Genomic DNA, 24,938 nt, shown 5'->3' with positions numbered 1-24,938 from the left:
TCCCACAGGGGGAAATTTGTTAATTCAGATACTGATGCGCGACAGTTTGATATCGGGTTCATAGCTGACACTCAGCTGTTCGACGATTGCGTCCTGCAAACGGCTGCACAGCTGCGGGTCTGAAAGCGGCTGGTTATGCGCGTCGGTAATGAAAAACACGTCCTCTACGCGTTCGCCGAGGGTGGCGATCTTGGCGTTCTGCAGCGACAGGTCGAACTCGAGGAAGATTGTCCCGATCCGCGCCAGCAAGCCGGGCCGGTCCGGAGCGCTCAGTTCAAGGACGGTCACTGGACGCTGGGCGTCGTTGTGAATGGTGACCTGTGGCGGGAACGCGAAGTGCTTGAGCTGGCGTGGTACCCGCCGCTGGATGATGGTCGGGTAGTCATCTGGATTGCGCAGGGCTTCGGTCAGACCGTCGCGGATCTGCTTGACGCGCAGGGGGTTGTCGCCGATCGAGTCGCCGTCGGTGTCGAGCACAATATAGGTGTCGAGGGTGAACTGGCTGCTGGAGGTGATAACCCGGGCGTCGTGAATGTTCAGGTTGAGCTGGTCCATCGCCGCCACGGTCACGGCGAAGAAGTCGTGCTGGTCCGGCGCGTAGATGAAGATCTGCGTGCCACCCTCGAACTCCCGTTGGGTGGTTTCCTTGATCAGCACCAAGGGGCCGCCATCGGCAGGCTGTTGCAGGATTGCATCGCTGTGCCAGGCCACGTCGCCGGCGGTATGACGCAGAAAGTAGTCATCGCCCAATTGGGACCAGAGCTGTTCGACGTCGTCCGGATCGGTGCCACCGCGCACCAGAATGTCCAGGGCTGCGCTCTGGGTCTGGCGGATCTGCTCTTCTCGGTCCACCGGGTTTTCCAGGCCACGGCGCAAGGCGCGTTTGGTCTCGGTGTAGAGCTGACGCAACAGGCTGGCCCGCCAGGAGTTCCACAAGGTCGGGTTGGTCGCGTTGATGTCGGCGACGGTCAGCACGTACAGGTAGTCGAGCCGGGTTTGATCGACGACGATTTGCGCGAAATCGTGGATCACCTGCGGGTCGGACAGATCCTTGCGCTGGGCGGTGGTCGACATCACCAAGTGGTTCTGCACCAGCCAGACAATCAGGCGGCTGTCCCACTGCGGGAGTTGATGGCGCGCACAAAATGCTTCGGCATCCACCGCGCCAATGTCCGAATGATCGCCATGCCGACCCTTGCCGATGTCGTGATACAGGCCGGCCAGATAGATCAGCTCGGGTTTGGGCAGCTTGCCCATGAGCTTGCTGGCCAGCGGGAATTTCTCGGAAACCTGCGTGTACTGCAGTTTGCGCAGGTGTTTGATCAAGTTCAGGGTATGGGCGTCGACGGTGTAGATGTGGAACAGGTCGTGTTGCATCTGGCCGACAATGAAGCCGAACTCCGGCAGATAGCGCCCGAGAATGCCGTAACGGTTCATTCGCCGCAGGTTGCGGTGGATGCCGATCTCACACTTGAACAGCTCGATGAATAGGCTGGTATTGCGAATATCCTGACGGAAATCGTCGTCGATCAAGTGACGATTCTCCCTCAGCAAACGGACGGTATCGGCGCGAACCCCTTTAATCTCCGGGTGCTGAGCCATCAGCAGGAAAATCTCCAGCATGGCGAACGGCGTGCGCTTGAAGACGTTGACGTTGGTGACTTCAATGTAGCCGTCATGAAGCTGGAAACGCGAGTTGAGTGGCTGCGGCGGCGCTTCATTCTCCGGTGCGAGAATGACTTCCTCGAAGTGCTGGATGATCAAGTCGCTGAGCTGGGCGATGCTCATGACCACCCGGTAATACTGCTGCATGAAGCTTTCGATAGTCTGCTTCGCATCATCACCCCCGAAACCCAACAGCCTGGCTATCGAGCGCTGGTGATCGAACAGCAGGCGGTCTTCTGAGCGGCCCGCCAGCATGTGCAAGGCATAACGAACCTTCCACAGGAATTCCTGGGACGAAGCCAGCAGGGCATTCTCGCTCTCCACTAGAAAACCCTCGCCAGCCAGCGCACGCAGGTTCAGCGTGCCGTATTGGCGGCGGGCTACCCAGAGAATTGTCTGAATATCCCGTAAGCCGCCGGGTGAGCCTTTGACGTTGGGTTCCAGGTTGTACTCAGTGTCGTTGTACTTGTGGTGACGGGCCTTTTGCTCGGCGCGCTTGGCCAGGAAAAAATCCTTGGCTGGCCACATGTGCTCAGTGCTGGTGACATCCAGCATGCGCTGACGCAACCGCTCGGGACCGGCAATGGTGCGGCTTTCCATGAGGTTGGTGATGACCGTCAGATCGGCCCGGGCCTCCTCGGCGCATTCGTCCACCGAGCGAACGCTCTGGCCGACTTCCAGGCCGATGTCCCACAGCAGTGTCAGAAAACGCTCGATGGAATCACGGAAAACTTCGTGATCGGCACTGTCCAGCAGGATCAACAAGTCGATGTCGGAGTAGGGATGCAGCTCGCCGCGACCGTAGCCGCCGACCGCGACCAGCGCGATATCGGCCTCGAAGCTCCAGTTGAACTGTTCCCAGGCTTTTTGCAGGATGTTATCGACGAACCAGGCGCGATCTTCGATCAGTCGGCGGATATCCCGCCCGCTACGAAAGCGTCCATCAAGCACCTCGCGGGCCTGGCGGATAGCCTTCTTGAAGGCAGCAATCGGGCTTGCCTTCAGGGCCAGTTCAGCCTGGAACTGGCCGCGGTCGAAAAGTTCGGGATCCACCTGCGGCATCGATTGGCTTTCCTTTCTTTCTATACTTTCATGTCAGGGAAGAGCAGGACGGATCAGCCTGAAACGCGAGGGATAGTGTCATCGCTGCGCAGGGTGAAGATCTCGTAGCCAGTAGCGGTCACCAGCAGCGTGTGTTCCCACTGCGCGGAGAGCTTGCGGTCCTTGGTGATTGCGGTCCAGCCGTCGCCCAATACTTTGGTGTCGGCGCGGCCCTGGTTGATCATTGGCTCGATGGTGAAGGTCATGCCCTCTTTCAGCTCCATCCCTGTACCGGCGCGACCGTAGTGCAGAATTTGCGGTTCTTCGTGGAAAACCTTGCCAATGCCGTGGCCACAGAACTCGCGAACCACCGAGAAACCGTTTTTCTCGGCATGTTTCTGGATGACTTCACCGATGTCGCCGAGACGGCAGCCAGGTTTGACCAGTTCGATGGCCTTGTACATGCATTCCTGGGTGACTTGCGACAGACGCTCAGCCCAGACTGGCACGGTACCGACGTGGAACATCCGGCTGGTGTCACCGTGATAGCCATCTTTGATGACGGTGACATCGATGTTCAGAGTGTCGCCATCCTTGAGCGGCTTCTCGTTCGGGATGCCATGGCAGACCACGTGGTTGATCGAGGTACAGATCGACTTCGGAAAGCCCTTGTAATTGAGAGGCGCAGGGATGGCCTTCTGTTCATTGACGATATAGTCGTGACAGATGCGGTCCAGTTCGTCAGTGGTGATACCGGGTTTGACGTGTTCGGCGATCATTTCCAGCACATCGGCGGCCAATTTGCCGGCGACACGCATTTTTGCGATGTCCTCTGCGGTTTTGAGGGTGACGGTCATACAGGCTCTCTTACGCTCAACGCGCGAATAAACTCGGAATTATGGAATGCGTGACTAAATGTTGCGTCTTCGCAGCCCTAAAAAACGCGATTCTAACAGACGGTCGGTGCAAATCATGAACGTCTTGCCATCGCTTCTCTCTATAGTAATGGAGCATTCTGATCCGATTCCAAGGTCAGGGCAAAAGCGGACGTTGGGAGGTGTGAATCCTGGTTTCGTTTTTCCCTTTCTTATGGTATAAAATGCGCCGCTTTCCGGGGATACCTCGAAAAGCTTAAACCCACACACGCGTCGACACGATGACCTGGGTGCCTACAGCTTGACGCTGCTGGTTGGTCATTGGGATGCGTGGAGGCCTAACCCGACTTATTAAGGAACTATCATGTCCCAAGTCAACATGCGCGATATGCTGAAAGCCGGTGTCCACTTCGGTCACCAAACCCGTTACTGGAACCCGAAAATGGGTAAATACATTTTCGGCGCGCGTAACAAGATCCACATCATCAACCTTGAAAAAACCCTGCCAATGTTCAACGAAGCTCTGACTTTCGTAGAGCGTCTGGCCCAGGGCAAAAACAAGATTCTGTTCGTTGGCACCAAGCGTTCCGCTGGCAAGATCGTTGCTGAAGAAGCAGCACGTTGCGGTTCGCCGTACGTCGATCACCGCTGGTTGGGCGGCATGCTGACCAACTTCAAAACCATCCGTGCTTCCATCAAGCGTCTGCGTGACCTTGAAATCCAGGCCGAAGACGGTACTTTCGCCAAGCTGACCAAGAAAGAAGCGCTGATGCGCACTCGTGATCTGCAGAAGCTGGATCGTAGCCTGGGTGGTATCAAGGACATGGGCGGTCTGCCAGACGCACTGTTCGTTATCGACGTTGATCACGAGCGTATCGCGATCACCGAAGCCAACAAGCTGGGCATCCCGGTTATCGGCGTTGTCGATACCAACAGCAGCCCGGAAGGCGTTGACTACATCATTCCAGGCAACGATGACGCAATCCGCGCCATCCAGTTGTACATGGGTGCGATGGCTGATGCTGTGATCAAAGGTCGCAACCACGTTGCTGGCGGCACCGAAGTGTTCGTCGAAGACGCTCCAGCAGCAGTAGTTGAAGGCTGAGTAACTAGCGCTTAGCGTTTACTCAGTACGCAAAAAGGGGGCTTGGCCCCCTTTTTGCCACCTCGAAAATCGTTTGTTAAAAAATGTCCTCTACAGTTTTTGTCATGAGCGGCGGTTAACAAGCCTTTCGGGAATAGCGCAAGAATTGAACGCCCGTTCGGTCGGGTGGAATGGTTGAAAACCTATCCAAGAGGAATTTTGAAATGGCAGAGATTACTGCAGCGTTGGTCAAAGAACTGCGCGAGCGTACCGGCGAAGGCATGATGGATTGCAAGAAGGCCTTGACCAAGGCTGACGGCGACATCGAAAAAGCCATTGATGATATGCGTGCTTCTGGCGCTATCAAGGCTGCCAAGAAAGCAGGCAACGTTGCTGCTGAAGGTGCTATCAGCGTTAAAGTTGCTGAAGATGGCAAGTCTGCCGTGATCCTCGAAGTCAACTCGCAAACCGACTTCCTGGCTCTGCAGGACGACTTCAAGAACTTCGTAGCCAACAGCATCGAAAAAGCCTTCGCTGACAAACTGACCGACGCAGCTCCGCTGATCGCCGCTCAGGAATCTGCTCGTGAAGCGCTGGTGGCTAAAGTTGGCGAGAACGTCAACATTCGTCGTCTGGCCCGCGTTGAAGGCGACGTCGTCAACGCTTACCTGCACGGCAACAAAATTGGTGTTGTTGTTGTCCTCAAAGGCGGCGACGCTGAGCTGGCCAAAGACATCGCGATGCACGTAGCGGCAAGCAACCCTGAATTCCTGCTGCCTTCGCAAGTCTCCGCTGAAGCCGTTGAACGCGAAAAAGGCGTTTTCCTGAGCCTCAACGAAGACAAGATCAAAGGCAAGCCAGCCGAAATCGTCGAGAAGATGGTTGCTGGTCGTATCAGCAAGTTCCTTGCCGAAGCCAGCCTGGTCAACCAGGCTTTCGTCAAGAACCCTGAAGTGACCGTTGGTGACCTGGCCAAGAAAGGCGGCGCTGAAATCGTTTCCTTCACTCGCTTCCAGGTAGGTGAAGGCATCGAGAAGCCAGTCGACAACTTCGCTGAAGAAGTTGCAGCGCAAGTGGCTGCAAGCAAGCAATAAGACGGTTTTTTAACTGTCGCCCTGAAGAGGCTGCCCGCTCACGCGCGCAGCCTCTTTTCAAATGGGGTGATCAATTTATTTGGTTTCCCTTCGGAACTGGCTTACAAAGCCGTGTTCCGATGGCGCTGTGATAGCGTCAAGCTAGAGTGAACGCAGGCTGCAAACAGCCGGCAAAGAATTTTTAAAATACGCCGCAGGAGAGATTCGCAATGGCTCAGCAGGGCAGTGGTTATCAGGCTCGCTATAAACGCATTCTACTCAAGCTTAGCGGCGAGGCCCTGATGGGCTCGGAAGAGTTCGGGATCGACCCCAAGGTGCTGGATCGCATGGCGCTGGAAGTCGGTCAACTGGTCGGTATCGGCGTACAGGTCGGCCTGGTGATCGGTGGTGGCAACCTGTTCCGTGGTGCCGCGCTGAGTGCTGCCGGCATGGATCGGGTGACAGGCGACCACATGGGCATGCTGGCCACTGTGATGAACGCTCTGGCCATGCGTGACGCGCTGGAGCGTGCAAATATCTCGGCCATTGTGATGTCGGCTATTTCCATGGTTGGCGTGACCGATCACTATGATCGCCGCAAAGCCATGCGTCACCTGAACGCTAAGGATGTCGTCATCTTCGCTGCCGGTACCGGCAATCCGTTCTTCACCACGGATTCTGCAGCCTGTCTGCGGGGCATCGAGATCAATGCCGACGTGGTGTTGAAGGCAACCAAGGTTGATGGTGTCTACACCGCTGACCCATTCAAAGACCCGCATGCCGAGAAGTTCGATCATCTGACTTACGATGAAGTGCTGGATCGCAAGCTGGGTGTAATGGATCTGACAGCTATCTGCTTGTGCCGCGACCACAAAATGCCATTGCGCGTATTTAACATGAACAAGCCCGGCGCCCTGCTAAACATCGTACATGGCGGCGCTGAAGGGACCCTGATCGAGGAAGGCCAACAATGATCAACGAAATCAAGAAAGACGCTCAAGAGCGCATGCAGAAATCTCTGGAATCGCTGCATCACGCATTCAGCCGAATCCGTACCGGGCAGGCTCATCCAAGCATCCTGGGCGGTGTGATGGTGCCGTATTACGGTTCGGACACCCCTCTGAACCAGGTTGCGAACGTGACCGTCAAGGATTCGCGCACTCTGCAAGTCGTGGCTTTCGAGCGTAACATGCTGCAAGCGGTCGACAAGGCGATCCAGAGCTCCGGTCTGGGCTTCAATCCGACCAACCTGGGCGAGCTGCTGTTGATCTCCATGCCTGCCCTGACCGAAGAAACCCGCAAGGGCTTCACCAAGCAGGCACGTGAAGCGGCAGAAGACGGCCGTGTAGCAGTGCGTAACATTCGTCGCGATGCTTTGAGCCAGTTGAAAGATCTGGTCAAAGAGAAAGAAATCAGCGAAGACGAAGAACGTCGCGCCGCAGACGACATCCAGAAACTGACTGACAAGTTCGTGGCTGAGATCGAAGCGGCCGTGAAGCAAAAAGAAGCGGACCTGATGGCCGTATAAGGGTCGCGTTTTCATGGAAAAGACCAAACAGGCTGGACCGCCCTCGGTGCCGCGCCACGTCGCGATCATCATGGACGGCAATAATCGCTGGGCCAAAAAACGCTTTATGCCGGGTGTTGCCGGGCATAAGGCGGGCGTCGATGCTGTTCGCGCGGTCATTGAGGTATGTGCCGAGGCCAAGGTCGAAGTGTTGACCTTGTTTGCCTTCTCCAGCGAGAACTGGCAGCGTCCGGCTGACGAAGTCAGTGCCTTGATGGATCTGTTCTTCAGGGCATTGCGTCGTGAGGCCAAGCGCCTCAACGACAACAACATCAGTTTGCGCATCATTGGTGACCGCTCGCGCTTCCATCCGGAACTGCAGGCGGCCATGCGTGAAGCTGAGGCAATGACGGCGGGCAGCAATCGTTTTATTCTGCAAATCGCTGCCAATTATGGTGGTCAGTGGGACATTGCTCAGGCTGCTCAGCGCCTGGCGCGCGAGGTTCAGGCCGGGCACCTGCAGCCTGAAGACATTACGCCGGAATTGCTGCAAACCTGCCTGGCAACGGGTGATTTGCCCTTGCCAGACTTATGCATTCGTACTGGCGGCGAGCACCGCATCAGCAACTTCCTGTTGTGGCAGTTGGCTTACGCCGAACTGTATTTCTCCGACCTGTTCTGGCCGGACTTCAAACACGATGCCATGCGTACCGCGCTGGCCGATTACGCTTCTCGCCAGCGCCGCTTCGGTAAAACGAGCGAGCAGGTCGAAGCGGGAGCCCGGGTTTAATGCTTAAGCAACGAATCATTACTGCGCTGATCCTGCTGCCGATCGCCTTGTGTGGGTTTTTCCTGCTCGAAGGTACTGGTTTTGCTTTGTTTATCGGGCTGGTGGTGACTCTGGCTGCCTGGGAATGGGCTCGGTTGGCGGGTTTCACCGCTCAGTCTGCTCGGGTTGCTTACGCGGCCTTGGTCGCGCTGCTGCTGTTTTTCATGCATGTGCTTCCCGGTCTGGCTCCATGGGTGTTGGGTGCTGCCGTTCTCTGGTGGTTGCTGGCGACTTTCCTGGTACTGACTTATCCACGGACCAGCGAACATTGGGCCAGCGCTGCATGCAAAATGGTGATTGGTCTGTTGATCTTGTTGCCTGCCTGGCAGGGGCTGATCCTGATCAAGCAACAACCTTTGGGTAACTGGCTGATCATGGCGGTAATGGTGCTGGTCTGGGGGGCTGATATCGGTGCTTACTTTTCCGGTCGGGCTTTTGGCAAGCGCAAACTGGCTCCGCAGGTCAGTCCGGGCAAAAGCTGGGAAGGGGTATACGGTGGTTTGCTGCTTAGCTTGCTGATCACTGCCGTTGTCGGCCTTGTCCGAGACTGGAGTGGGGCACAAATGCTACTAGGGTTGATCGGCGCCGCGATTGTCGTGGTGATCTCGGTGGTCGGCGATTTGACCGAAAGCATGTTCAAGCGTCAGTCAGGGATCAAGGACAGCAGTAATCTGCTGCCGGGTCATGGCGGTGTGCTGGATCGAATCGACAGCCTGACGGCGGCAATTCCGGTATTTGCTGTTCTGCTATGGATGGCTGCATCGTGAGCCGCCCACAACAGATCACGGTTTTGGGGGCGACGGGCTCGATTGGCCTGAGCACTCTTGATGTCATTGCCCGTCATCCAGAGCGCTACCAAGTGTTCGCCTTGAGTGGTTTTAGTCGTCTGAGTGAATTGCTTGCGTTGTGCGTTCGGCACACGCCGCGCTTCGCTGTTGTTCCTGAAATTGCTGTTGCACGTAGCCTGCAGGACGATTTGCGGGCTGCAGGTCTGAAAACCCGCGTCTTGGTGGGAGAGGAGGGGTTGTGCCAGGTCGCAGCCGATCCTGAAGTCGATGCAGTGATGGCGGCGATCGTCGGGGCTGCGGGATTGCGTCCGACCCTGGCGGCTGTAGAAGCCGGCAAAAAAATCCTCTTGGCTAATAAAGAAGCGCTAGTGATGTCTGGCGCCTTGTTTATGCAGGCCGTGCGCAAGAGCGGTTCGGTCCTGTTGCCGATCGACAGCGAGCACAACGCGATTTTTCAGTGCATGCCCAACGACTTTGCTCGAGGGCTTGGAGCTGTCGGGGTTCGGCGGATTCTGCTGACCGCCTCCGGTGGCCCGTTCCGGCAAACGCCATTGTCCGAACTTGCGCATGTTTCACCCGAGCAGGCTTGTGCGCACCCCAATTGGTCGATGGGCCGCAAGATCTCGGTTGATTCGGCAAGCATGATGAACAAAGGTCTTGAATTGATCGAGGCCTGCTGGTTGTTTGATGCCAAGCCTGCTCAGGTCGAAGTGGTCATCCATCCACAAAGCGTGATTCATTCGTTGGTCGACTATGTCGATGGCTCGGTGTTGGCGCAATTGGGTAACCCTGATATGCGTACACCGATTGCCAATGCCTTGGCCTGGCCTGAGCGAATCGACTCCGGGGTGGCGCCTCTTGATCTGTTCTCAATCGCGCGCCTGGACTTCCAGGCTCCCGATGAGCAGCGTTTCCCGTGCTTGCGACTTGCGCGTCAGGCGGCGGAAGCGGGTAACAGTGCGCCCGCCATGTTGAATGCGGCAAATGAAGTGGCTGTGGCAGCGTTTCTTGATCGGCGCATCCGCTACCCGGAGATCGCGAGTATCATTGAGGAAGTTTTGAGCCTCGAGCCTGTGGTTGTCGTCGGCGAACTCGACGCGGTGTTCTCGGCGGACGCCAAAGCCCGTACCCTGACCGAGCAATGGTTGAGTCGCCACGGGCGATAGATGTTGCGGCGTGTTTGAGCGTATCGGCACTGGATAGGAATGCGGAGAAAGTAGATGAGCGCGCTCTATATGATTTTCGGCACCCTGGTTGCTCTGGGCGTGCTGGTCACCTTCCATGAATTCGGTCACTTTTGGGTGGCTCGCCGCTGCGGCGTCAAGGTTCTGCGTTTCTCTGTGGGCTTCGGTATGCCCTTGCTGCGCTGGCATGATCGCCGCGGCACGGAGTTCGTGATCGCTGCCATCCCGTTGGGCGGCTACGTGAAGATGCTCGATGAGCGCGAAGGCGAAGTGCCGGCGGATCAGCTCGATCAAGCCTTCAATCGCAAGACTGTTCGCCAGCGTATCGCTATCGTCGCAGCGGGTCCGATTGCCAACTTTCTGCTGGCGCTGGTGTTTTTCTGGGTATTGGCGATGCTCGGCAGCGAGCAGGTCCGGCCGGTTATAGGTGCGGTAGAAGTCGGTAGCCTGGCCGCTAAAGCCGGTTTGAGTCCGGGTCAGGAAATCGTTGCGATCGATGGTGAGCCGACCTCTGGATGGGCGGCGGTGAATCTGCAACTGGTGCGCCGGCTGGGTGAAAGTGGCTCTTTGCAGTTGCTGCTGCGCGAGCAGGGCTCGACTGTCGACTCACCTCGTGAGCTGATTTTGGATCACTGGCTTAAAGGTGCTGATGAGCCCGATCCGATTCGCTCGCTGGGGATACGTCCTTGGCGTCCAGTGTTGCCGCCAGTGCTGGCAGAGCTTGATCCAAAAGGGCCTGCGCAGGCTGCCGGTCTGAAGGCGGGTGACCGTCTGCTGGCGCTGGATGGCCAGGTGTTGAGCGATTGGCAGCAAGTCGTTGACTCGGTCCGTGTACGGCCTGATACCAAAATTGTGCTGCATGTCGAGCGTGATGGTGCTCAAATCGACGTCCCGGTTACCTTGGCTACTCGTGGCAAGGATAAAGCTGCAAGTGGTTATCTGGGGGCAGGGGTAAAGGCTGTCGATTGGCCACCAAGCATGATTCGCGAGGTCAGCTTCGGTCCGCTGGCTGCGATCGGCGAGGGTGCTCGACGTACTTGGACCATGAGCGTGCTGACCCTTGATTCACTAAAGAAAATGTTGTTCGGTGAGCTCTCGGTAAAAAACTTGAGTGGACCGATAACCATTGCTAAAGTGGCGGGCGCTTCTGCCCAGTCGGGTGTCGCTGATTTCTTGAATTTCCTGGCTTATCTGAGTATTAGCCTGGGAGTTCTCAATTTGTTGCCCATTCCTGTACTGGATGGGGGGCATTTGTTGTTTTATCTGATTGAGTGGGCGCGTGGTCGTCCCTTGTCGGATCGGGTGCAGGGTTGGGGGATACAGATCGGTATCAGTTTGGTGGTCGGGGTGATGTTGCTTGCTCTGGTCAACGATCTGGGTCGACTGTAACGCTTCGCTGAATTGCGAATCTGCCGCATTTTGCGGCAGTTTGTTTATTGCCAGTTGGAATAAGAAAGGACTTCATGAAACGTCTGCTGCTAACTGCGGTTCTCACCGTATTGATGATCGCCGAAGTTCACGCCGAGTCCTTCACTATCTCTGATATTCGCGTCAATGGCCTCCAGCGGGTCTCCGCGGGTAGCGTCTTTGGTGCTTTACCGTTGAACGTCGGTGAAAAGGCGGATGATCGTCGCCTGGTGGAATCCACTCGTGCGTTGTTCAAAACCGGTTTCTTTCAAGATATCCAGCTGGGCCGCGATGGCAATGTCCTGGTCATTACTGTAGTCGAGCGTCCATCAGTCGCCAGTATTGAGATCGACGGGAACAAGGCGATCTCCACTGAAGACCTGATGAAAGGCCTCAAACAATCCGGTCTGTCCGAAGGCGAGATCTTCCAGCGTGCGACCCTTGAGGGCGTGCGTAACGAACTGCAACGTCAATATGTTGCTCAGGGCCGCTACACGGCGACCGTTGACACCGAAGTGGTGCCGCAGCCGCGTAACCGCGTTGCCTTGAAGGTCAATATCAACGAAGGCACCGTAGCGGCTATCCAGCACATCAACGTGGTGGGTAACACGGTGTTCCCTGATGAAGACCTCATCGACCTGTTCGAGCTGAAAACCACCAACTGGTTGTCGTTCTTCAAGAACGATGACAAGTACGCTCGTGAAAAACTGTCCGGTGACCTGGAACGTCTGCGTTCCTACTACCTGGACCGTGGCTATATCAATATGGATATTGCTTCGACCCAGGTTTCGATCACCCCGGACAAAAAGCACGTCTACATCACGGTCAACGTTAACGAAGGCGAGAAGTACAGCGTTCGTGACGTCAAGCTGAGCGGTGACTTGAAAGTGCCTGAAGACCAGGTCAAGTCGTTGCTGCTGGTGCAGAAAGGTCAGGTTTTCTCGCGCAAGCTGATGACCACCACGTCCGAGTTGATCACCCGTCGTCTGGGTAACGAAGGCTATACCTTCGCCAACGTCAACGGTGTACCGCAGCCCCATGAAGAAGACCACACTGTAGATATCACTTTCGTGGTTGATCCTGGCAAGCGTGCTTACGTGAACCGTATCAACTTCCGTGGCAACACCAAGTCGGAAGACGAAGTGCTGCGTCGGGAAATGCGTCAGATGGAAGGTGGCTGGGCTTCGACCTACCTGATCGACCAGTCGAAAACCCGTCTTGAGCGTTTGGGCTTCTTCAAGGAAGTCAACGTCGAGACTCCGGCAGTGCCGGGTACTGACGACCAGGTCGACGTCAACTATAGCGTCGAAGAACAAGCTTCCGGTTCGATCACCGCCAGCGTCGGTTTTGCTCAGAGCGCCGGTCTGATCCTCGGTGGCTCGATTACCCAGAACAACTTCCTGGGTACTGGTAACAAGGTCAGCATCGGCTTGACCCGTAGCCAATACCAGAGCCGCTATAACTTCGGTTATGTCGACCCCTACTGGACTGCTGACGGCGTCAGCCTGGGTTACAACGCTTTCTACCGCACCACTGACTACAAAAACCTTGATGTCAACGTAGCAAGCTATGCCGTAGACAGCCTGGGTGCAGGTGTCAGCGTCGGTTACCCGATCAGTGAAACCTCACGTCTGACCTTCGGCCTGACTGCGCAAGAAGACAAGATCAAGACCGGCTTGTACACCGTTGACGAGATTTTCGGTTTCGTTAATAAAAACGGCGACAACTACCTGAACTTCAAGGCGTCGGCCGGCTGGTCCGAGTCGACCCTGAACAAGGGCGTGTTGGCGACCCGTGGCCATTCCCAGAGCCTGGTTCTGGAAGCAACGACCCCTGGTAGTGATCTTTCGTTCTTCAAGCTCGACTACCGGGGCCAGGTGTTCCAGCCATTGACTGACAACTACACCGTGCGCCTGCACACTGAGCTGGGCTATGGTGATGGTTACGGATCGACCGACGGACTGCCGTTCTACGAGAACTATTACGCAGGTGGTTTCAACTCGGTTCGCGGGTTCAAGGACAGTACGTTAGGGCCTCGCAGTACCCCGAGTCGTGGGGAGGCTGGTACTGGCAACGTAGGTACTGCTGCTGACCCGGATCAGAGCGCACTTCCATTCGGTGGTAACGTGTTGATTCAGGGGGGCATGGAGCTTCTGTTCCCGTTGCCTTTCGTCAAGGATCAGCGCTCCCTGCGCACCTCTGTGTTCTGGGACGTGGGTAACGTATTTGACTCCACGTGTACGCAAACCAAGAACACCAATGGTTCGAGCTCTAATACGCAATGTAACGAAATCAGCCTTAGCAATCTGGCCAGTTCCGTCGGTGTCGGTGTGACCTGGGTTACCGCCTTGGGTCCGTTGAGCTTTGCGTTGGCAATGCCCGTCAAGAAGCCTGATAACGCTGAAACCCAGGTGTTCCAATTCTCCCTCGGCCAGACTTTCTAATAGCCTGACCCAAGATAACGACAATGGATTTTGTAGGAGTGCATCGTGCGTAAGTTGACTCAATTGGTTCTCCTGGCAACTGTCCTGGTAGCGACCCCGGCATTTGCCGAAATGAAAATTGCAGTACTGAACTATCAAATGGCTCTGCTGGAGTCCGACGCGGCAAAGAAATACGCCGTGGATGCCGAGAAGAAGTTCGGCCCGCAACTGACCAAGCTGAAAACCCTGGAAAGCAGTGCCAAAGGCATCCAGGACCGCCTGGTTGCCGGCGGTGACAAAATGCAGCAAGGCGAGCGTGAGCGTCTTGAGCTCGAGTTCAAGCAAAAGGCCCGTGACTTCCAGTTCCAGTCCAAGGAACTGAACGAAGCCAAAGCCGTTGCCGACCGTGAAATGCTGAAACAGCTCAAGCCGAAACTGGATAGCGCTGTGGAAGAAGTCATCAAGAAAGGTGCTTTTGACCTGGTCTTCGAGCGTGGCGCAGTGATTGATGTCAAACCTCAGTACGACATCACTCGCCAGGTTATCGAGCGCATGAATCAGCTGAAGTAATCCATGACAGTGACTATAAAACTCGGCCAGTTGGCCGAGTTCCTCGGCGCCACCCTACGTGGTTCCGCGGAGAAAGAAATCACTGGGCTAGCCACCTTGCAGGAGGCTGGCCCAGCTCAGTTGAGCTTTCTGGCAAATCCCCAATACCGTAAATACCTGGCAGACAGCCAGGCCGCAGCTGTATTGCTGAAGGCCGCTGACGCTGAAGGTTTTACGGGTGATGCGCTAGTTGTGGCCGACCCGTATCTTGCGTACGCGCGGATTTCCCATCTATTCGATCCCAAGCCTAAAGCCAGCGTCGGTATTCATCCGACTGCGGTTGTGGCTGAGGATGCGGTGGTCGATCCGGCCGCGAGCATTGGTGCATTTGCCGTGATCGAAAGCGCCGCGCGCATTGCCGCTGGTGTCACGGTCGGCGCTCACTGCTTTGTTGGTGCTCGCTCTGAAATCGGTGAAGACGGCTGGCTGGCTCCCCGAGTGACGCTGTACCACGACGTGCGGATCGGTAAGCGCGTAGTGATTCAGTCCGGCGCGGTCATCGGGGGTGAAGGCTTCGGCTTTGCCAATGAAAAAGGTGTCTGGCAGAAGATTGCCCAGATCGGTGGCGTGTTGGTCGGTGACGATGTGGAGATTGGTGTGAACACTGCCATCGACCGCGGTGCGTTGGCCGATACCGTGATCGGTAATGGCGTGAAGCTGGATAACCAGATTCAGATCGCGCACAACGTACAGGTCGGTGATCACACTGCCATGGCGGCGTGCGTGGGGATCTCCGGCAGCACCAAAATCGGCAAGCATTGCATGCTCGCCGGCGGTGTCGGTCTGGTTGGACACATCGATATTTGCGACAACGTTTTCCTGACCGGAATGACCATGGTGACCCACTCGATTACAGAGCCGGGCTCCTATTCTTCCGGTACGGCGATGCAACCTGCTGCCGAATGGCGAAAAAGCGCGGCACGTATTCGTCAGCTCGACGATATCGCGCGACGCCTGCGGCAATTGGAAAAGCGTGTAGGGGACGTGACCCCTGGCGGTAATGCCTCATCAGATGGCTGATACCATTTCCATATCAAGTGTGCACAGCCGCTAGACTGCCTCCTTGATTTGCTAGAGGAATGCGCGTCAGTCGCGCGCTCCCAATCTTTACTACAGGCTTCCCCCCGAAATGATGGACATCAACGAGATTCGCGAATACTTGCCTCACCGTTACCCTTTCCTGTTGGTGGACCGGGTAGTGGATCTGGATGTTGAAGGCAAGCGCATTCGTGCCTACAAGAATGTCAGCATCAACGAACCTTTCTTCAATGGTCACTTCCCGGCGCATCCAATCATGCCGGGCGTACTGATCATCGAAGCGATGGCTCAGGCTGCCGGTATCCTTGGTTTCAAGATGCTGGGCGTGAAGCCTGCCGATGGCACCCTTTACTACTTCGTCGGTTCCGACAAGCTGCGCTTCCGTCAGCCGGTACTGCCAGGCGATCAGCTGATTCTTGAAGCCAAATTCTTGAGCTGCAAGCGTCAGATCTGGAAGTTCGAATGCCAGGCTTCGGTCGATGGCAAGCCAGTCTGCTCCGCTGAAATTATCTGCGCGGAACGCAAACTATGAGTTTGATTGACCCTCGCGCAATCATCGATCCGACGGCCATTCTGGCCGGCGACGTCGAGGTCGGCCCTTGGTCGATCGTCGGCGCAGGTGTGGAAATCGGCGAGGGTACAGTGATCGGGCCACACGTGATTCTCAAAGGCCCAACCCGAATCGGTAAGCACAATCGCATCTACCAGTTTTCCTCGGTGGGTGAGGACACGCCCGATCTCAAATACAAAGGCGAAGAAACCCGCCTGGTGATCGGTGACCACAACGTCATCCGTGAAGGCGTGACGATTCACCGTGGAACCATTCAGGATCGTGCCGAAACGACCCTGGGCGATCACAATCTGATCATGGCCTATGCACACATCGGCCACGACAGCGTCATTGGCAACCATTGCATACTGGTCAACAACACCGCGTTGGCCGGTCATGTACACGTTGAAGACTGGGCGATCCTCTCCGGCTTTACCCTGGTTCACCAGTACTGTCATATCGGCGCCCACAGCTTTTCCGGCATGGGTACCGCCATCGGCAAGGATGTTCCGGCTTACGTCACGGTGTTCGGTAATCCTGCCGAGGCGCGCAGCATGAATTTCGAAGGCATGCGCCGTCGTGGTTTCAGCGAAGACGCAATCCACGCTCTGCGTCGCGCCTACAAGGTGGTTTACCGTCAGGGGCTGACTGTCGATCAGGCGCTCGCCGAACTGGCCGAGCCGTCTGCACAGTTTCCAGAAGTCGCGGTATTCCGTGATTCGATCCAGTCTTCGACTCGCGGCATTACTCGTTAATCATGGCCACTTTGCGTATTGCACTGGTGGCAGGCGAGGCCTCCGGCGATATCTTGGGCGCGGGCCTGATGCGTGCCCTCAAGGCACAACATCCATCGGTTGAGTTTATCGGTGTCGGCGGTCCTCTGATGCAGGCCGAAGGTTTGACTTCCTATTTCCCGATGGAACGTCTGGCGGTCATGGGGTTGGTTGAGGTTCTGGGGCGTTTGCGTGAGCTGTTGGCTCGACGCAAAAAGCTTGTCAAAACGCTGATCGCTGAGAAACCGGACGTATTCATCGGTATTGATGCGCCGGACTTCACGCTGAATATCGAACTCAAACTACGGCGGGCCGGGATCAAGACGGTACATTACGTCAGCCCGTCGGTCTGGGCCTGGCGTCAGAAGCGCGTACTGAAGATTCGTGAAGGCTGCGATCTGATGCTGACGCTGTTTCCGTTCGAAGCGAAATTCTACGAAGAGAAGGGCGTGCCGGTACGTTTTGTCGGTCACTCTCTTGCCGATGCGATCCCGCTTGAGGCAGATCGCGCCGCTGCCCGAGCTGAGCTGGGGTTGCCCGATGGGCCGCTGGTTGCCTTGATGCCGGGCAGCCGTGGCGGTGAAGTCGGTCGTCTGGGCGCTCTGTTTCTTGACACTGCCGAGCGCCTGCGTGCCTTGCGGCCAGGTGTGCGTTTTGTCATGCCGTGCGCCAGTTCTGAACGCCGTGTGCAGCTCGAAGAACTGCTGGCAGGCCGCGACTTGCCGTTGACCCTGCTCGACGGTCGTTCCCATCAGGCTCTCGCTGCCTGTGATGCAGTGTTGATTGCCTCTGGTACCGCGACCCTGGAGGCCCTGCTATACAAACGGCCGATGGTGGTTGCTTATCGCCTGGCGCCGCTGACGTTCTGGATTCTCAAACGCATGGTAAAAAGCCCCTACATCTCGTTACCCAACTTGCTGGCGCAGCGTTTGCTGGTGCCCGAGTTGTTGCAGGATGATGCGACCGCTGAGGCCTTGGCGCAGACCTTGTCGCCATTGATTGCGGGCGGCGAAGAACAGACCCGTGGTTTTGACGAGATTCATCGGACCTTGCGTCGAGATGCCTCGAATCAGGCCGCCGAAGCGGTATTGAACTTGATCGGCAAACCAGTATGAGTAGCGTAAAGATGCAGATGGGTCTGGATTTTACTTTGGTCGCCGACGTCGAAGACCTGGTGGCTGGCGTCGATGAGGTCGGTCGCGGGCCGTTGTGCGGTGCTGTGGTGACGGCGGCGGTGATTCTCGATCCGAACCGGCCGATTCTCGGGCTCAACGACTCGAAAAAACTCACCGAAGCCCGTCGCGAAAAGCTCTATGACGAGATCTGTGAAAAGGCCCTGAGCTGGTGCGTTGCCAGGGCTGAAGTCGAAGAAATCGACGAGCTGAATATTCTGCACGCCACCATGCTGGCCATGCAGCGCGCGGTAGAAGGGCTAAGCATCACCCCGAAACTGGCGATGATTGACGGTAATCGCTGCCCGAAACTTTCGATGCCTGCCGAGGCGGTGGTTAAAGGCGATAGTAAGGTTCCGGCAATTGCCGCAGCGTCGATTTTGGCAAAGGTCAGCCGTGACCGTGAAATGGCTGCTTTCGAATTGATTTACCCCGGCTATGGCATTGGCGGGCACAAAGGCTATCCGACTCCGGTCCACTTGGAGGCCCTGGCCCGCTTGGGTCCGACGCCTATTCATCGGCGTTCGTTCGCGCCTGTGCGTCTGGCGTATGAAGCGCTGGAAGGTTTGACTGAGGTATAGTCAACAGGCTGATGTTTTGCTCAGGGCCCGGTACAATCCGGGCCTTGTCGTTTTCGAGTTCTACACAGGATCACTATGCCGGCTTCATTCGTTCACCTACGCCTGCACACTGAATATTCCCTGGTCGACGGTCTGGTGCGGATCAAACCGCTGGTCAAGACCCTGGTCGGCATGAACATGCCTGCCGTGGCGGTCACCGACCAGAACAACATGTGTTCCCTGGTCAAGTTCTACAAGGCTGCCATGGGTGCCGGGATCAAGCCGATCTGTGGCGCCGACCTGTGGCTGTCGAACAAAGACCCCGAAAACGCTCTCAGCCGTATCAGCCTGTTGGTCATGAACAGTGTTGGCTACCGCAACCTTACCGAACTGATCTCCCGCGGCTTTATCGATGGTCAGCGCAACGGCCAGATCATCATCGAGCGCGAGTGGGTGGCTGAGGCCAGTGAAGGCTTGATCATGCTGTCTGCGGCGAAGGAGGGCGAAATCGGCATCGCCCTGCTCAGCGGCAATCCGGATGAAGCCGAGACGTTGGCCCGCGAATGGATGACGGTGTTCCCGGATCGTTTCTATCTGGAAGTACAGCGCACCAACCGACCGAATGATGAAGAGCAACTGCACGGTGCCGTGGCCCTGGCCGAGAAGATCGGCGCGCCATTGGTGGCGACCAACGACGTGCGTTTCATCAAGCGGGAAGACTTCGAAGCCCACGAAACCCGCGTTTGCATCGGCGAAGGCCGCGCCCTTGACGATCCGCGCCGTTCGAAGAACTACAGCGATCAGCAGTACCTCAAAAGCGCCGAGGAAATGGCTGAGCTGTTCAGTGACTTGCCTGAAGCGCTGGAAAACTCCGTCGAAATCGCCAAGCGTTGCAACATCGAAGTAAGGCTCGGCAAGCACTTCCTGCCCAACTTCCCGATTCCCGATGGCATGACCATCGACGAATACTTCCGCAAGGTCTCTTTCGACGGTCTGGAAGATCGCCTGAGCGTTCTTCTGCCCAAGGAAACCACTGAAGACTACGAAACTAAACGTCAGGTCTACGTCGACCGGTTGAATTTCGAGCTGGATATCATCATCCAGATGGGTTTCCCTGGTTACTTTCTGATCGTTATGGACTTTATTCAGTGGGCCAAGAGTAATGGCGTGCCGGTCGGTCCTGGCCGTGGGTCGGGCGCCGGGTCGCTGGTGGCCTACGTGCAGAAGATCACCGACCTCGACCCGCTGGAATATGACCTGCTGTTCGAACGTTTCCTTAACCCGGAACGGGTATCCATGCCCGACTTCGACGTCGACTTCTGCATGGATGGTCGTGACCGGGTGATCGAGTATGTGGCCGAAAAATATGGTCGCAACGCCGTTAGCCAGATCATTACGTTCGGTTCCATGGCGGCGAAAGCTGTAATTCGCGACGTAGCGCGGGTGCAAGGCAAATCCTACGGCTTGGCGGATCGACTGTCGAAGATGATTCCCTTCGAAGTCGGCATGACCCTTGAAAAAGCCTATGAGCAGGAAGAAATCCTCCGGGACTTCATCAAGATCGATGAAGAAGCAGCGGAAATCTGGGAAATGGCCCGCAAGCTCGAAGGGGTTGTGCGAAACGTGGGTAAGCACGCCGGTGGCGTGGTTATCGCGCCGACCAAGCTTACCGACTTCTCGCCAATCTATTGCGATGAAGCCGGCGACGGCCTGGTTACCCAGTTCGACAAGGATGACGTCGAGGCAGCCGGTCTGGTGAAGTTCGACTTCCTCGGTCTGCGGACCCTGACAGTCATCGATTGGGCGCTGAAGACCATCAACCGCGAGCGCGCCAAGGTTGATCAGCCGCCGCTGGATATCGCCTTCATCCCGCTGGACGATAAACCGACTTACCAGTTGCTGCAAAAAGCCGAAACCACTGCGGTGTTCCAGCTTGAGTCGCGCGGCATGAAAGAGCTGATCAAAAAGCTCAAGCCCGACTGCCTGGAAGACTTGATCGCACTCGTGGCGCTGTTCCGTCCCGGTCCGTTGCAATCGGGCATGGTTGACGACTTCATCAACCGTAAGCACGGTCGCGCCGAACTTGCCTACCCGCACTCGGATTATCAGTACGAAGGCTTGAAGCCGGTACTGGCGCCAACCTACGGCATCATCCTGTATCAGGAACAGGTGATGCAGATCGCCCAGGTCATGGCCGGCTATACCCTCGGTGGTGCGGACATGCTGCGTCGGGCCATGGGTAAGAAAAAACCCGAAGAAATGGCCAAGCAGCGCGGTGGTTTCATTGAAGGTTGCACGACCAATAATATCGATGCCGACCTTGCCGGTAACATCTTCGACCTGGTAGAGAAATTCGCCGGTTACGGCTTCAACAAATCCCACTCCGCCGCCTACGGTCTGGTTTCTTACCAGACGGCGTGGCTGAAAACTCACTACCCGGCGCCGTTCATGGCCGCGGTACTGTCAGCGGATATGCACAACACCGACAAGGTCGTGACCTTGATCGAAGAAATTCGCACCATGAAGCTGCGTCTCGACGCACCGGATGTGAATACTTCGGAGTTCAAGTTCACGGTGAATGACGAAGGCCGCATTATATACGGGCTGGGCGCGATCAAGGGTGTTGGCGAAGGGCCGGTCGAGGCCATCACCGAGGCGCGTCAGGACGGTCCGTTCAAGGATCTGTTCGACTTCTGTGCCCGTGTCGATCTCAAACGTATCAACAAGCGCACCCTGGACGGTTTAATCCGCAGCGGTGCGCTGGATCGTCTGGGCCCTTATTTCCATGACGAACCGAAAGCCTATCAAGCGAGCATTGACCAGAATCGTGCGGTCTTGCTGACGGCCATGGAAGGGGCGATCAAGGCTGCCGAACAAACCGCGCGTACCCATGACAGCGGTCATGCGGACCTGTTTGGCGGCCTGTTTGTTGAAGAAGACGCCGACGTCTACGCCAATCACCGCAAGGCCAAGGAGCTCACCCTCAAGGAACGCTTGAAAGGGGAGAAAGATACCCTGGGTCTGTACCTGACCGGTCACCCGATTGACGAATACGAAGGTGAAATTCGACGCTTTGCCCGTCAGCGCATCATCGACCTGAAGCCGGCTCGGGATACCCAGACGGTCGCGGGCATGATCATCGCTCTGCGGGTCATGAAGAACAAAAAGGGCGACAAGATGGGTTTTATCACCCTCGACGACCGCTCGGGGCGGATCGAGGCGTCGCTTTTTGCCGAGGCGTTCCACACGGCGCATTCCATGTTGCAGACCGATGCGATGGTGGTGGTCGAAGGCGAAGTCAGCAACGACGACTTCTCCGGTGGCCTGCGTTTGCGGGTCAAACGAGTGATGAGCATGGAAGATGCTCGCACCAATCTGGCTGAAAGCCTGCGTCTGAAGGTGCACACCGAAGCCTTGAAAGGCGATCGACTACGCTGGCTGGGCGAGTTGTTCAAGCGTCATCGCGGGGCATGCCCGATTACCGTGGAGTACACCGGCCCGGACGCCAAGGCTTTGCTGCAGTTTGGTGAAACCTGGCGAATCGACCCGGCAGACAGCTTGATTCAAGCCCTGCGTGACCAGTTCGGGCGAGACAACGTCTTCCTCCAATACCGTTGACGGTGAGGTGCCGCTCTTTGTCATTTGAGCACGCCCTGATCTCGACCAAGTTTTTAATCTCGACCTGAACGCGCTCGTCCCTTAAGGTAGGGCGCGAATAGACAACCGGCCGGCCCAAGCTCTCTTGGACGTCGACCCAAGACGGACGCCTATGAACCCGAATTTTCTTGATTTCGAACAGCCGATCGCCGACCTGCAAGCCAAGATCGAAGAGTTGCGCTTGGTCGGTAATGACAATTCGCTGAATATCGGCGATGAGATCTCTCGTCTGCAAGACAAGAGCAGCACGCTCACCGAAGACATCTTCGGCAAGTTGACCAGTTGGCAGATCGCGCGCCTGGCGCGTCATCCGCGTCGCCCATACACCCTCGATTACATCGAGCATATCTTCACCGAGTTCGATGAGCTGCACGGCGATCGGCATTTCTCCGACGATGCTGCCATTGTCGGTGGCGTTGCCCGTCTGGACGATCAGCCGGTGATGATCATCGGTCACCAGAAAGGCCGCGAAGTGCGCGAGAAAGTTCGCCGCAACTTCGGCATGCCGCGTCCGGAAGGCTACCGCAAGGCTTGCCGTCTGATGGAAATGGCTGAGCGCTTCAAGATGCCAATCCTGACCTTCATTGACACGCCGGGCGCATACCCGGGCATCGATGCTGAAGAGCGCAACCAGAGCGAAGCGATTGCCTGGAACCTGCGAGTCATGGCACGCCTGAAAACCCCAATCATCGCCACCGTGATCGGTGAGGGTGGTTCCGGTGGTGCGCTGGCGATTGGTGTTTGCGATCAACTGAACATGCTGCAGTACTCGACTTACGCGGTTATCTCTCCGGAAGGTTGCGCCTCGATTCTGTGGAAAACTGCCGAGAAGGCGCCAGATGCCGCTGAGGCTATGGGTATCACTGCTGATCGTCTGAAAGGCCTGGGTATCGTCGACAAAGTCATCGGCGAACCGCTGGGTGGCGCTCACCGTGACCCTGCAGCCGCTGCAGCGTCGATCCGTGCTGAACTCAGCTCGCAACTGGCGATGCTGAAGAAGTTCGATAACGACGCGCTGCTGGCCCGTCGCTACGAGCGTCTGATGAGCTACGGTCTTTGATCTGACCTCGCTATACCCATGTGGGAGCGAGCCTGCTCGCGAAGGCGGTATAACAGTCAACCGATGTGTTGAATGTTAAGCAGCCTTCGCGAGCAGGCTCGCTCCCACATTTGATTTGCGCGAAGTGACGGATATGAGTCAATCCAACATTGATCTGCCTGCCAGGCTCCTGCTGAGCCTCACGCCTTGGCGCAACGCTGCAACCTGGCGCATCGCCTTCTCCGGTGGTCTCGACTCCACCGTTCTGCTGCATCTGCTCGCGCAACTCGCTAAAACCGAATCCCTGCCGGCACTTTCTGCCATCCATATCCATCACGGCCTTCAAGCTGCGGCAGATGCGTGGCCGAGTCATTGCCAGGTGATGTGTGACGTCTTGAGCGTGCCCCTGCAGGTGATTTGTGTGCAGGTGCAACCTGGTGCGAGTCTTGAGCGCGCCGCCCGCGATGCGCGGTATGCCGCGTTTGCTGAGGTGACTCAGGCCAATGAAGTGCTGTTGACCGCTCAGCATCGTGACGATCAGGCTGAAACGTTGTTGTTCCGTTTGTTGCGTGGGGCAGGAGTGAGAGGTTTGTCTGCCATGCCTGCGCAACGTCCGCTGGGGCTCGGGCAGCTACTGCGGCCGCTGCTCGATGTGTCGCGCGATGAGCTGGAAGCCTATGCCTGCGAGCAGCAATTGAGCTGGATCGAAGATCCCTCGAATGATGATCGACGGTTTTCCCGCAACTACTTGCGCCATCAGGTGTTCCCGGTGCTGACCGCGCGTTGGCCGCAGGCGGTGGCGACCATCGCTCGCAGTGCTGCACATTTGAATGAGGCCCAAGGTCTGCTCGACGAATTGGCTGAAATGGATCTCGCCAATGCAGGCACGAGTAGCGAGTTCGATTGGCTGGGATTACCTTCGCTGGCGTTGGCACCCCTGGAAAAACTGTCGATGGCGCGCCAGCGTAATGCCTTGAGTCACTGGCTGTCGGCGCGGACCCTTTTGCCCGATAGCGACCACTGGTCGGGTTGGCAGGCTTTGCGGGACGCATCGGGCGATGCGCGACCCGTCTGGCGACTGGCGGACGGTGAACTGCATCGGGCCGGTGGCCGGATCTGGTGGTTGTCCGGCAGTTGGCTGCGAGCGGCAGAACCGGCCCCGATCTGGACGGATCCGTCCTCGGTTCTGCTGCTGCCCAATAACGGCCAGTTGAGACTCAGTGGCCAAATTCCCGAAGGGCCATTACACGTCCGCTACCGGCAAGGCGGCGAAGTCATGCACCTGTCGGGGCGTGGTCATCGGGATTTGAAGCGGTTGCTTAACGAAAACGGTGTGCCGTTGTTTGCCCGTGGCAGATTGCCGCTGGTGTACCGCGACGAGCAATTACTGGCGGTTGCGAGCCTTCCCGGGCTGGATGCAAGTGCCCATGAATGCTGGAAATTGACTTGGCAGCCACCGATGAGCGATCAAGGTTTGAGCTGAAAGGGGCTTTCCGGTAGACTACGCTCCCTTCTTGATACAACTTCTGTGGATTCGCATGAATTGCAGGAGTTGCCGATTACCAAGCAGTCTTTGCTGGGCGATTCTCAAAAAAAATGTGTAGCGCGTACCGCATCGGTGGTCTCTGCCGATCTGTTCCAACGCAGCAGTTTTTCGAAAGATG

The 24,938-nt window shown here is 56.8% G+C and carries 20 protein-coding genes; 18 read left to right on the top strand and 2 right to left on the bottom strand.

The window, feature by feature from the left end; all coding sequences use genetic code 11:
• Positions 1-24: 24 nt before the first annotated feature.
• Positions 25-2,727, bottom strand: coding sequence for a [protein-PII] uridylyltransferase (locus ACZYSM_RS09565; RefSeq protein ID WP_489071069.1), 2,703 nt, complete (start codon positions 2,725-2,727; stop codon positions 25-27).
• 53 nt (positions 2,728-2,780) lie between these two features.
• Positions 2,781-3,563: a type I methionyl aminopeptidase gene (gene map, locus ACZYSM_RS09560; RefSeq protein ID WP_489071067.1), complete on the bottom strand. Its 783-nt coding sequence runs from the start codon at positions 3,561-3,563 to the stop codon at positions 2,781-2,783.
• 382 nt (positions 3,564-3,945) lie between these two features.
• Between map and rpsB the strand changes: the two genes are divergently transcribed.
• From rpsB to tilS, 18 genes are all read left to right on the top strand, one after another.
• Positions 3,946-4,686 carry a 30S ribosomal protein S2 gene (rpsB, locus tag ACZYSM_RS09555; protein WP_489071065.1) on the top strand — a complete coding sequence of 247 codons (741 nt, stop codon included), beginning with the start codon at positions 3,946-3,948 and terminating at the stop codon, positions 4,684-4,686.
• A 203-nt stretch (positions 4,687-4,889) separates the two neighbouring features.
• Positions 4,890-5,759, top strand: coding sequence for a translation elongation factor Ts (gene tsf / locus ACZYSM_RS09550; protein ID WP_489071063.1), 870 nt, complete (start codon positions 4,890-4,892; stop codon positions 5,757-5,759).
• 209 nt (positions 5,760-5,968) lie between these two features.
• Positions 5,969-6,712, top strand: coding sequence for a UMP kinase (gene pyrH / locus ACZYSM_RS09545; protein ID WP_489071061.1), 744 nt, complete (start codon positions 5,969-5,971; stop codon positions 6,710-6,712).
• Complete coding sequence (gene frr / locus ACZYSM_RS09540; RefSeq protein WP_489071059.1) at positions 6,709-7,266, top strand: ribosome recycling factor; 558 nt, start codon at positions 6,709-6,711, stop codon at positions 7,264-7,266. The genes pyrH and frr overlap by 4 nt, the downstream gene beginning before the upstream one ends.
• A 13-nt stretch (positions 7,267-7,279) precedes the next feature.
• Positions 7,280-8,035 (top strand): polyprenyl diphosphate synthase, encoded by a 756-nt coding sequence (gene uppS, locus ACZYSM_RS09535; RefSeq protein WP_489071057.1) that lies wholly within the window; start codon positions 7,280-7,282, stop codon positions 8,033-8,035.
• A complete protein-coding gene (locus ACZYSM_RS09530) occupies positions 8,035-8,841 on the top strand; it encodes a phosphatidate cytidylyltransferase (protein WP_489071055.1) in 807 nt (268 codons plus the stop codon). Before uppS ends, ACZYSM_RS09530 begins: the two co-directional genes overlap by 1 nt.
• A complete protein-coding gene (gene ispC, locus ACZYSM_RS09525) occupies positions 8,838-10,028 on the top strand; it encodes a 1-deoxy-D-xylulose-5-phosphate reductoisomerase (RefSeq protein WP_489071053.1) in 1,191 nt (396 codons plus the stop codon). The genes ACZYSM_RS09530 and ispC overlap by 4 nt, the downstream gene beginning before the upstream one ends.
• A 54-nt stretch (positions 10,029-10,082) precedes the next feature.
• Positions 10,083-11,435: a sigma E protease regulator RseP gene (gene rseP / locus ACZYSM_RS09520; protein WP_489071051.1), complete on the top strand. Its 1,353-nt coding sequence runs from the start codon at positions 10,083-10,085 to the stop codon at positions 11,433-11,435.
• A 74-nt stretch (positions 11,436-11,509) separates the two neighbouring features.
• A complete protein-coding gene (gene bamA, locus ACZYSM_RS09515) occupies positions 11,510-13,897 on the top strand; it encodes an outer membrane protein assembly factor BamA (protein WP_489071049.1) in 2,388 nt (795 codons plus the stop codon).
• A gap of 45 nt (positions 13,898-13,942) precedes the next feature.
• A complete protein-coding gene (locus ACZYSM_RS09510) occupies positions 13,943-14,446 on the top strand; it encodes an OmpH/Skp family outer membrane protein (RefSeq protein WP_010444737.1) in 504 nt (167 codons plus the stop codon).
• A 3-nt stretch (positions 14,447-14,449) separates the two neighbouring features.
• Positions 14,450-15,505, top strand: coding sequence for a UDP-3-O-(3-hydroxymyristoyl)glucosamine N-acyltransferase (gene lpxD, locus ACZYSM_RS09505; protein WP_489071046.1), 1,056 nt, complete (start codon positions 14,450-14,452; stop codon positions 15,503-15,505).
• Between the two features lie 109 nt (positions 15,506-15,614).
• On the top strand, positions 15,615-16,055 hold the full coding sequence (gene fabZ / locus ACZYSM_RS09500; RefSeq protein ID WP_489071044.1) for a 3-hydroxyacyl-ACP dehydratase FabZ: 441 nt from the start codon (positions 15,615-15,617) through the stop codon (positions 16,053-16,055).
• On the top strand, positions 16,052-16,828 hold the full coding sequence (lpxA, locus tag ACZYSM_RS09495; RefSeq protein ID WP_489071042.1) for an acyl-ACP--UDP-N-acetylglucosamine O-acyltransferase: 777 nt from the start codon (positions 16,052-16,054) through the stop codon (positions 16,826-16,828). The genes fabZ and lpxA overlap by 4 nt, the downstream gene beginning before the upstream one ends.
• A gap of 2 nt (positions 16,829-16,830) precedes the next feature.
• Positions 16,831-17,961: a lipid-A-disaccharide synthase gene (gene lpxB / locus ACZYSM_RS09490; RefSeq protein WP_489071040.1), complete on the top strand. Its 1,131-nt coding sequence runs from the start codon at positions 16,831-16,833 to the stop codon at positions 17,959-17,961.
• An 11-nt stretch (positions 17,962-17,972) separates the two neighbouring features.
• Complete coding sequence (rnhB, locus tag ACZYSM_RS09485) at positions 17,973-18,599, top strand: ribonuclease HII (RefSeq protein ID WP_489071157.1); 627 nt, start codon at positions 17,973-17,975, stop codon at positions 18,597-18,599.
• Between the two features lie 75 nt (positions 18,600-18,674).
• Positions 18,675-22,196: a DNA polymerase III subunit alpha gene (gene dnaE, locus ACZYSM_RS09480; protein ID WP_489071038.1), complete on the top strand. Its 3,522-nt coding sequence runs from the start codon at positions 18,675-18,677 to the stop codon at positions 22,194-22,196.
• A 151-nt stretch (positions 22,197-22,347) separates the two neighbouring features.
• Positions 22,348-23,295: an acetyl-CoA carboxylase carboxyltransferase subunit alpha gene (locus ACZYSM_RS09475; RefSeq protein ID WP_489071036.1), complete on the top strand. Its 948-nt coding sequence runs from the start codon at positions 22,348-22,350 to the stop codon at positions 23,293-23,295.
• A 133-nt stretch (positions 23,296-23,428) separates the two neighbouring features.
• Entirely contained in the window at positions 23,429-24,757 is a 1,329-nt protein-coding gene (tilS, locus tag ACZYSM_RS09470; protein WP_489071034.1) for a tRNA lysidine(34) synthetase TilS, read from the top strand.
• The last annotated feature ends 181 nt before the right edge of the window (positions 24,758-24,938 follow it).

The organism is Pseudomonas sp. F220 (genome assembly GCF_057813935.1).
Note: the sequence above shows the minus strand (reverse complement) of the source record. Positions and strands in the feature narration are given on the sequence as shown.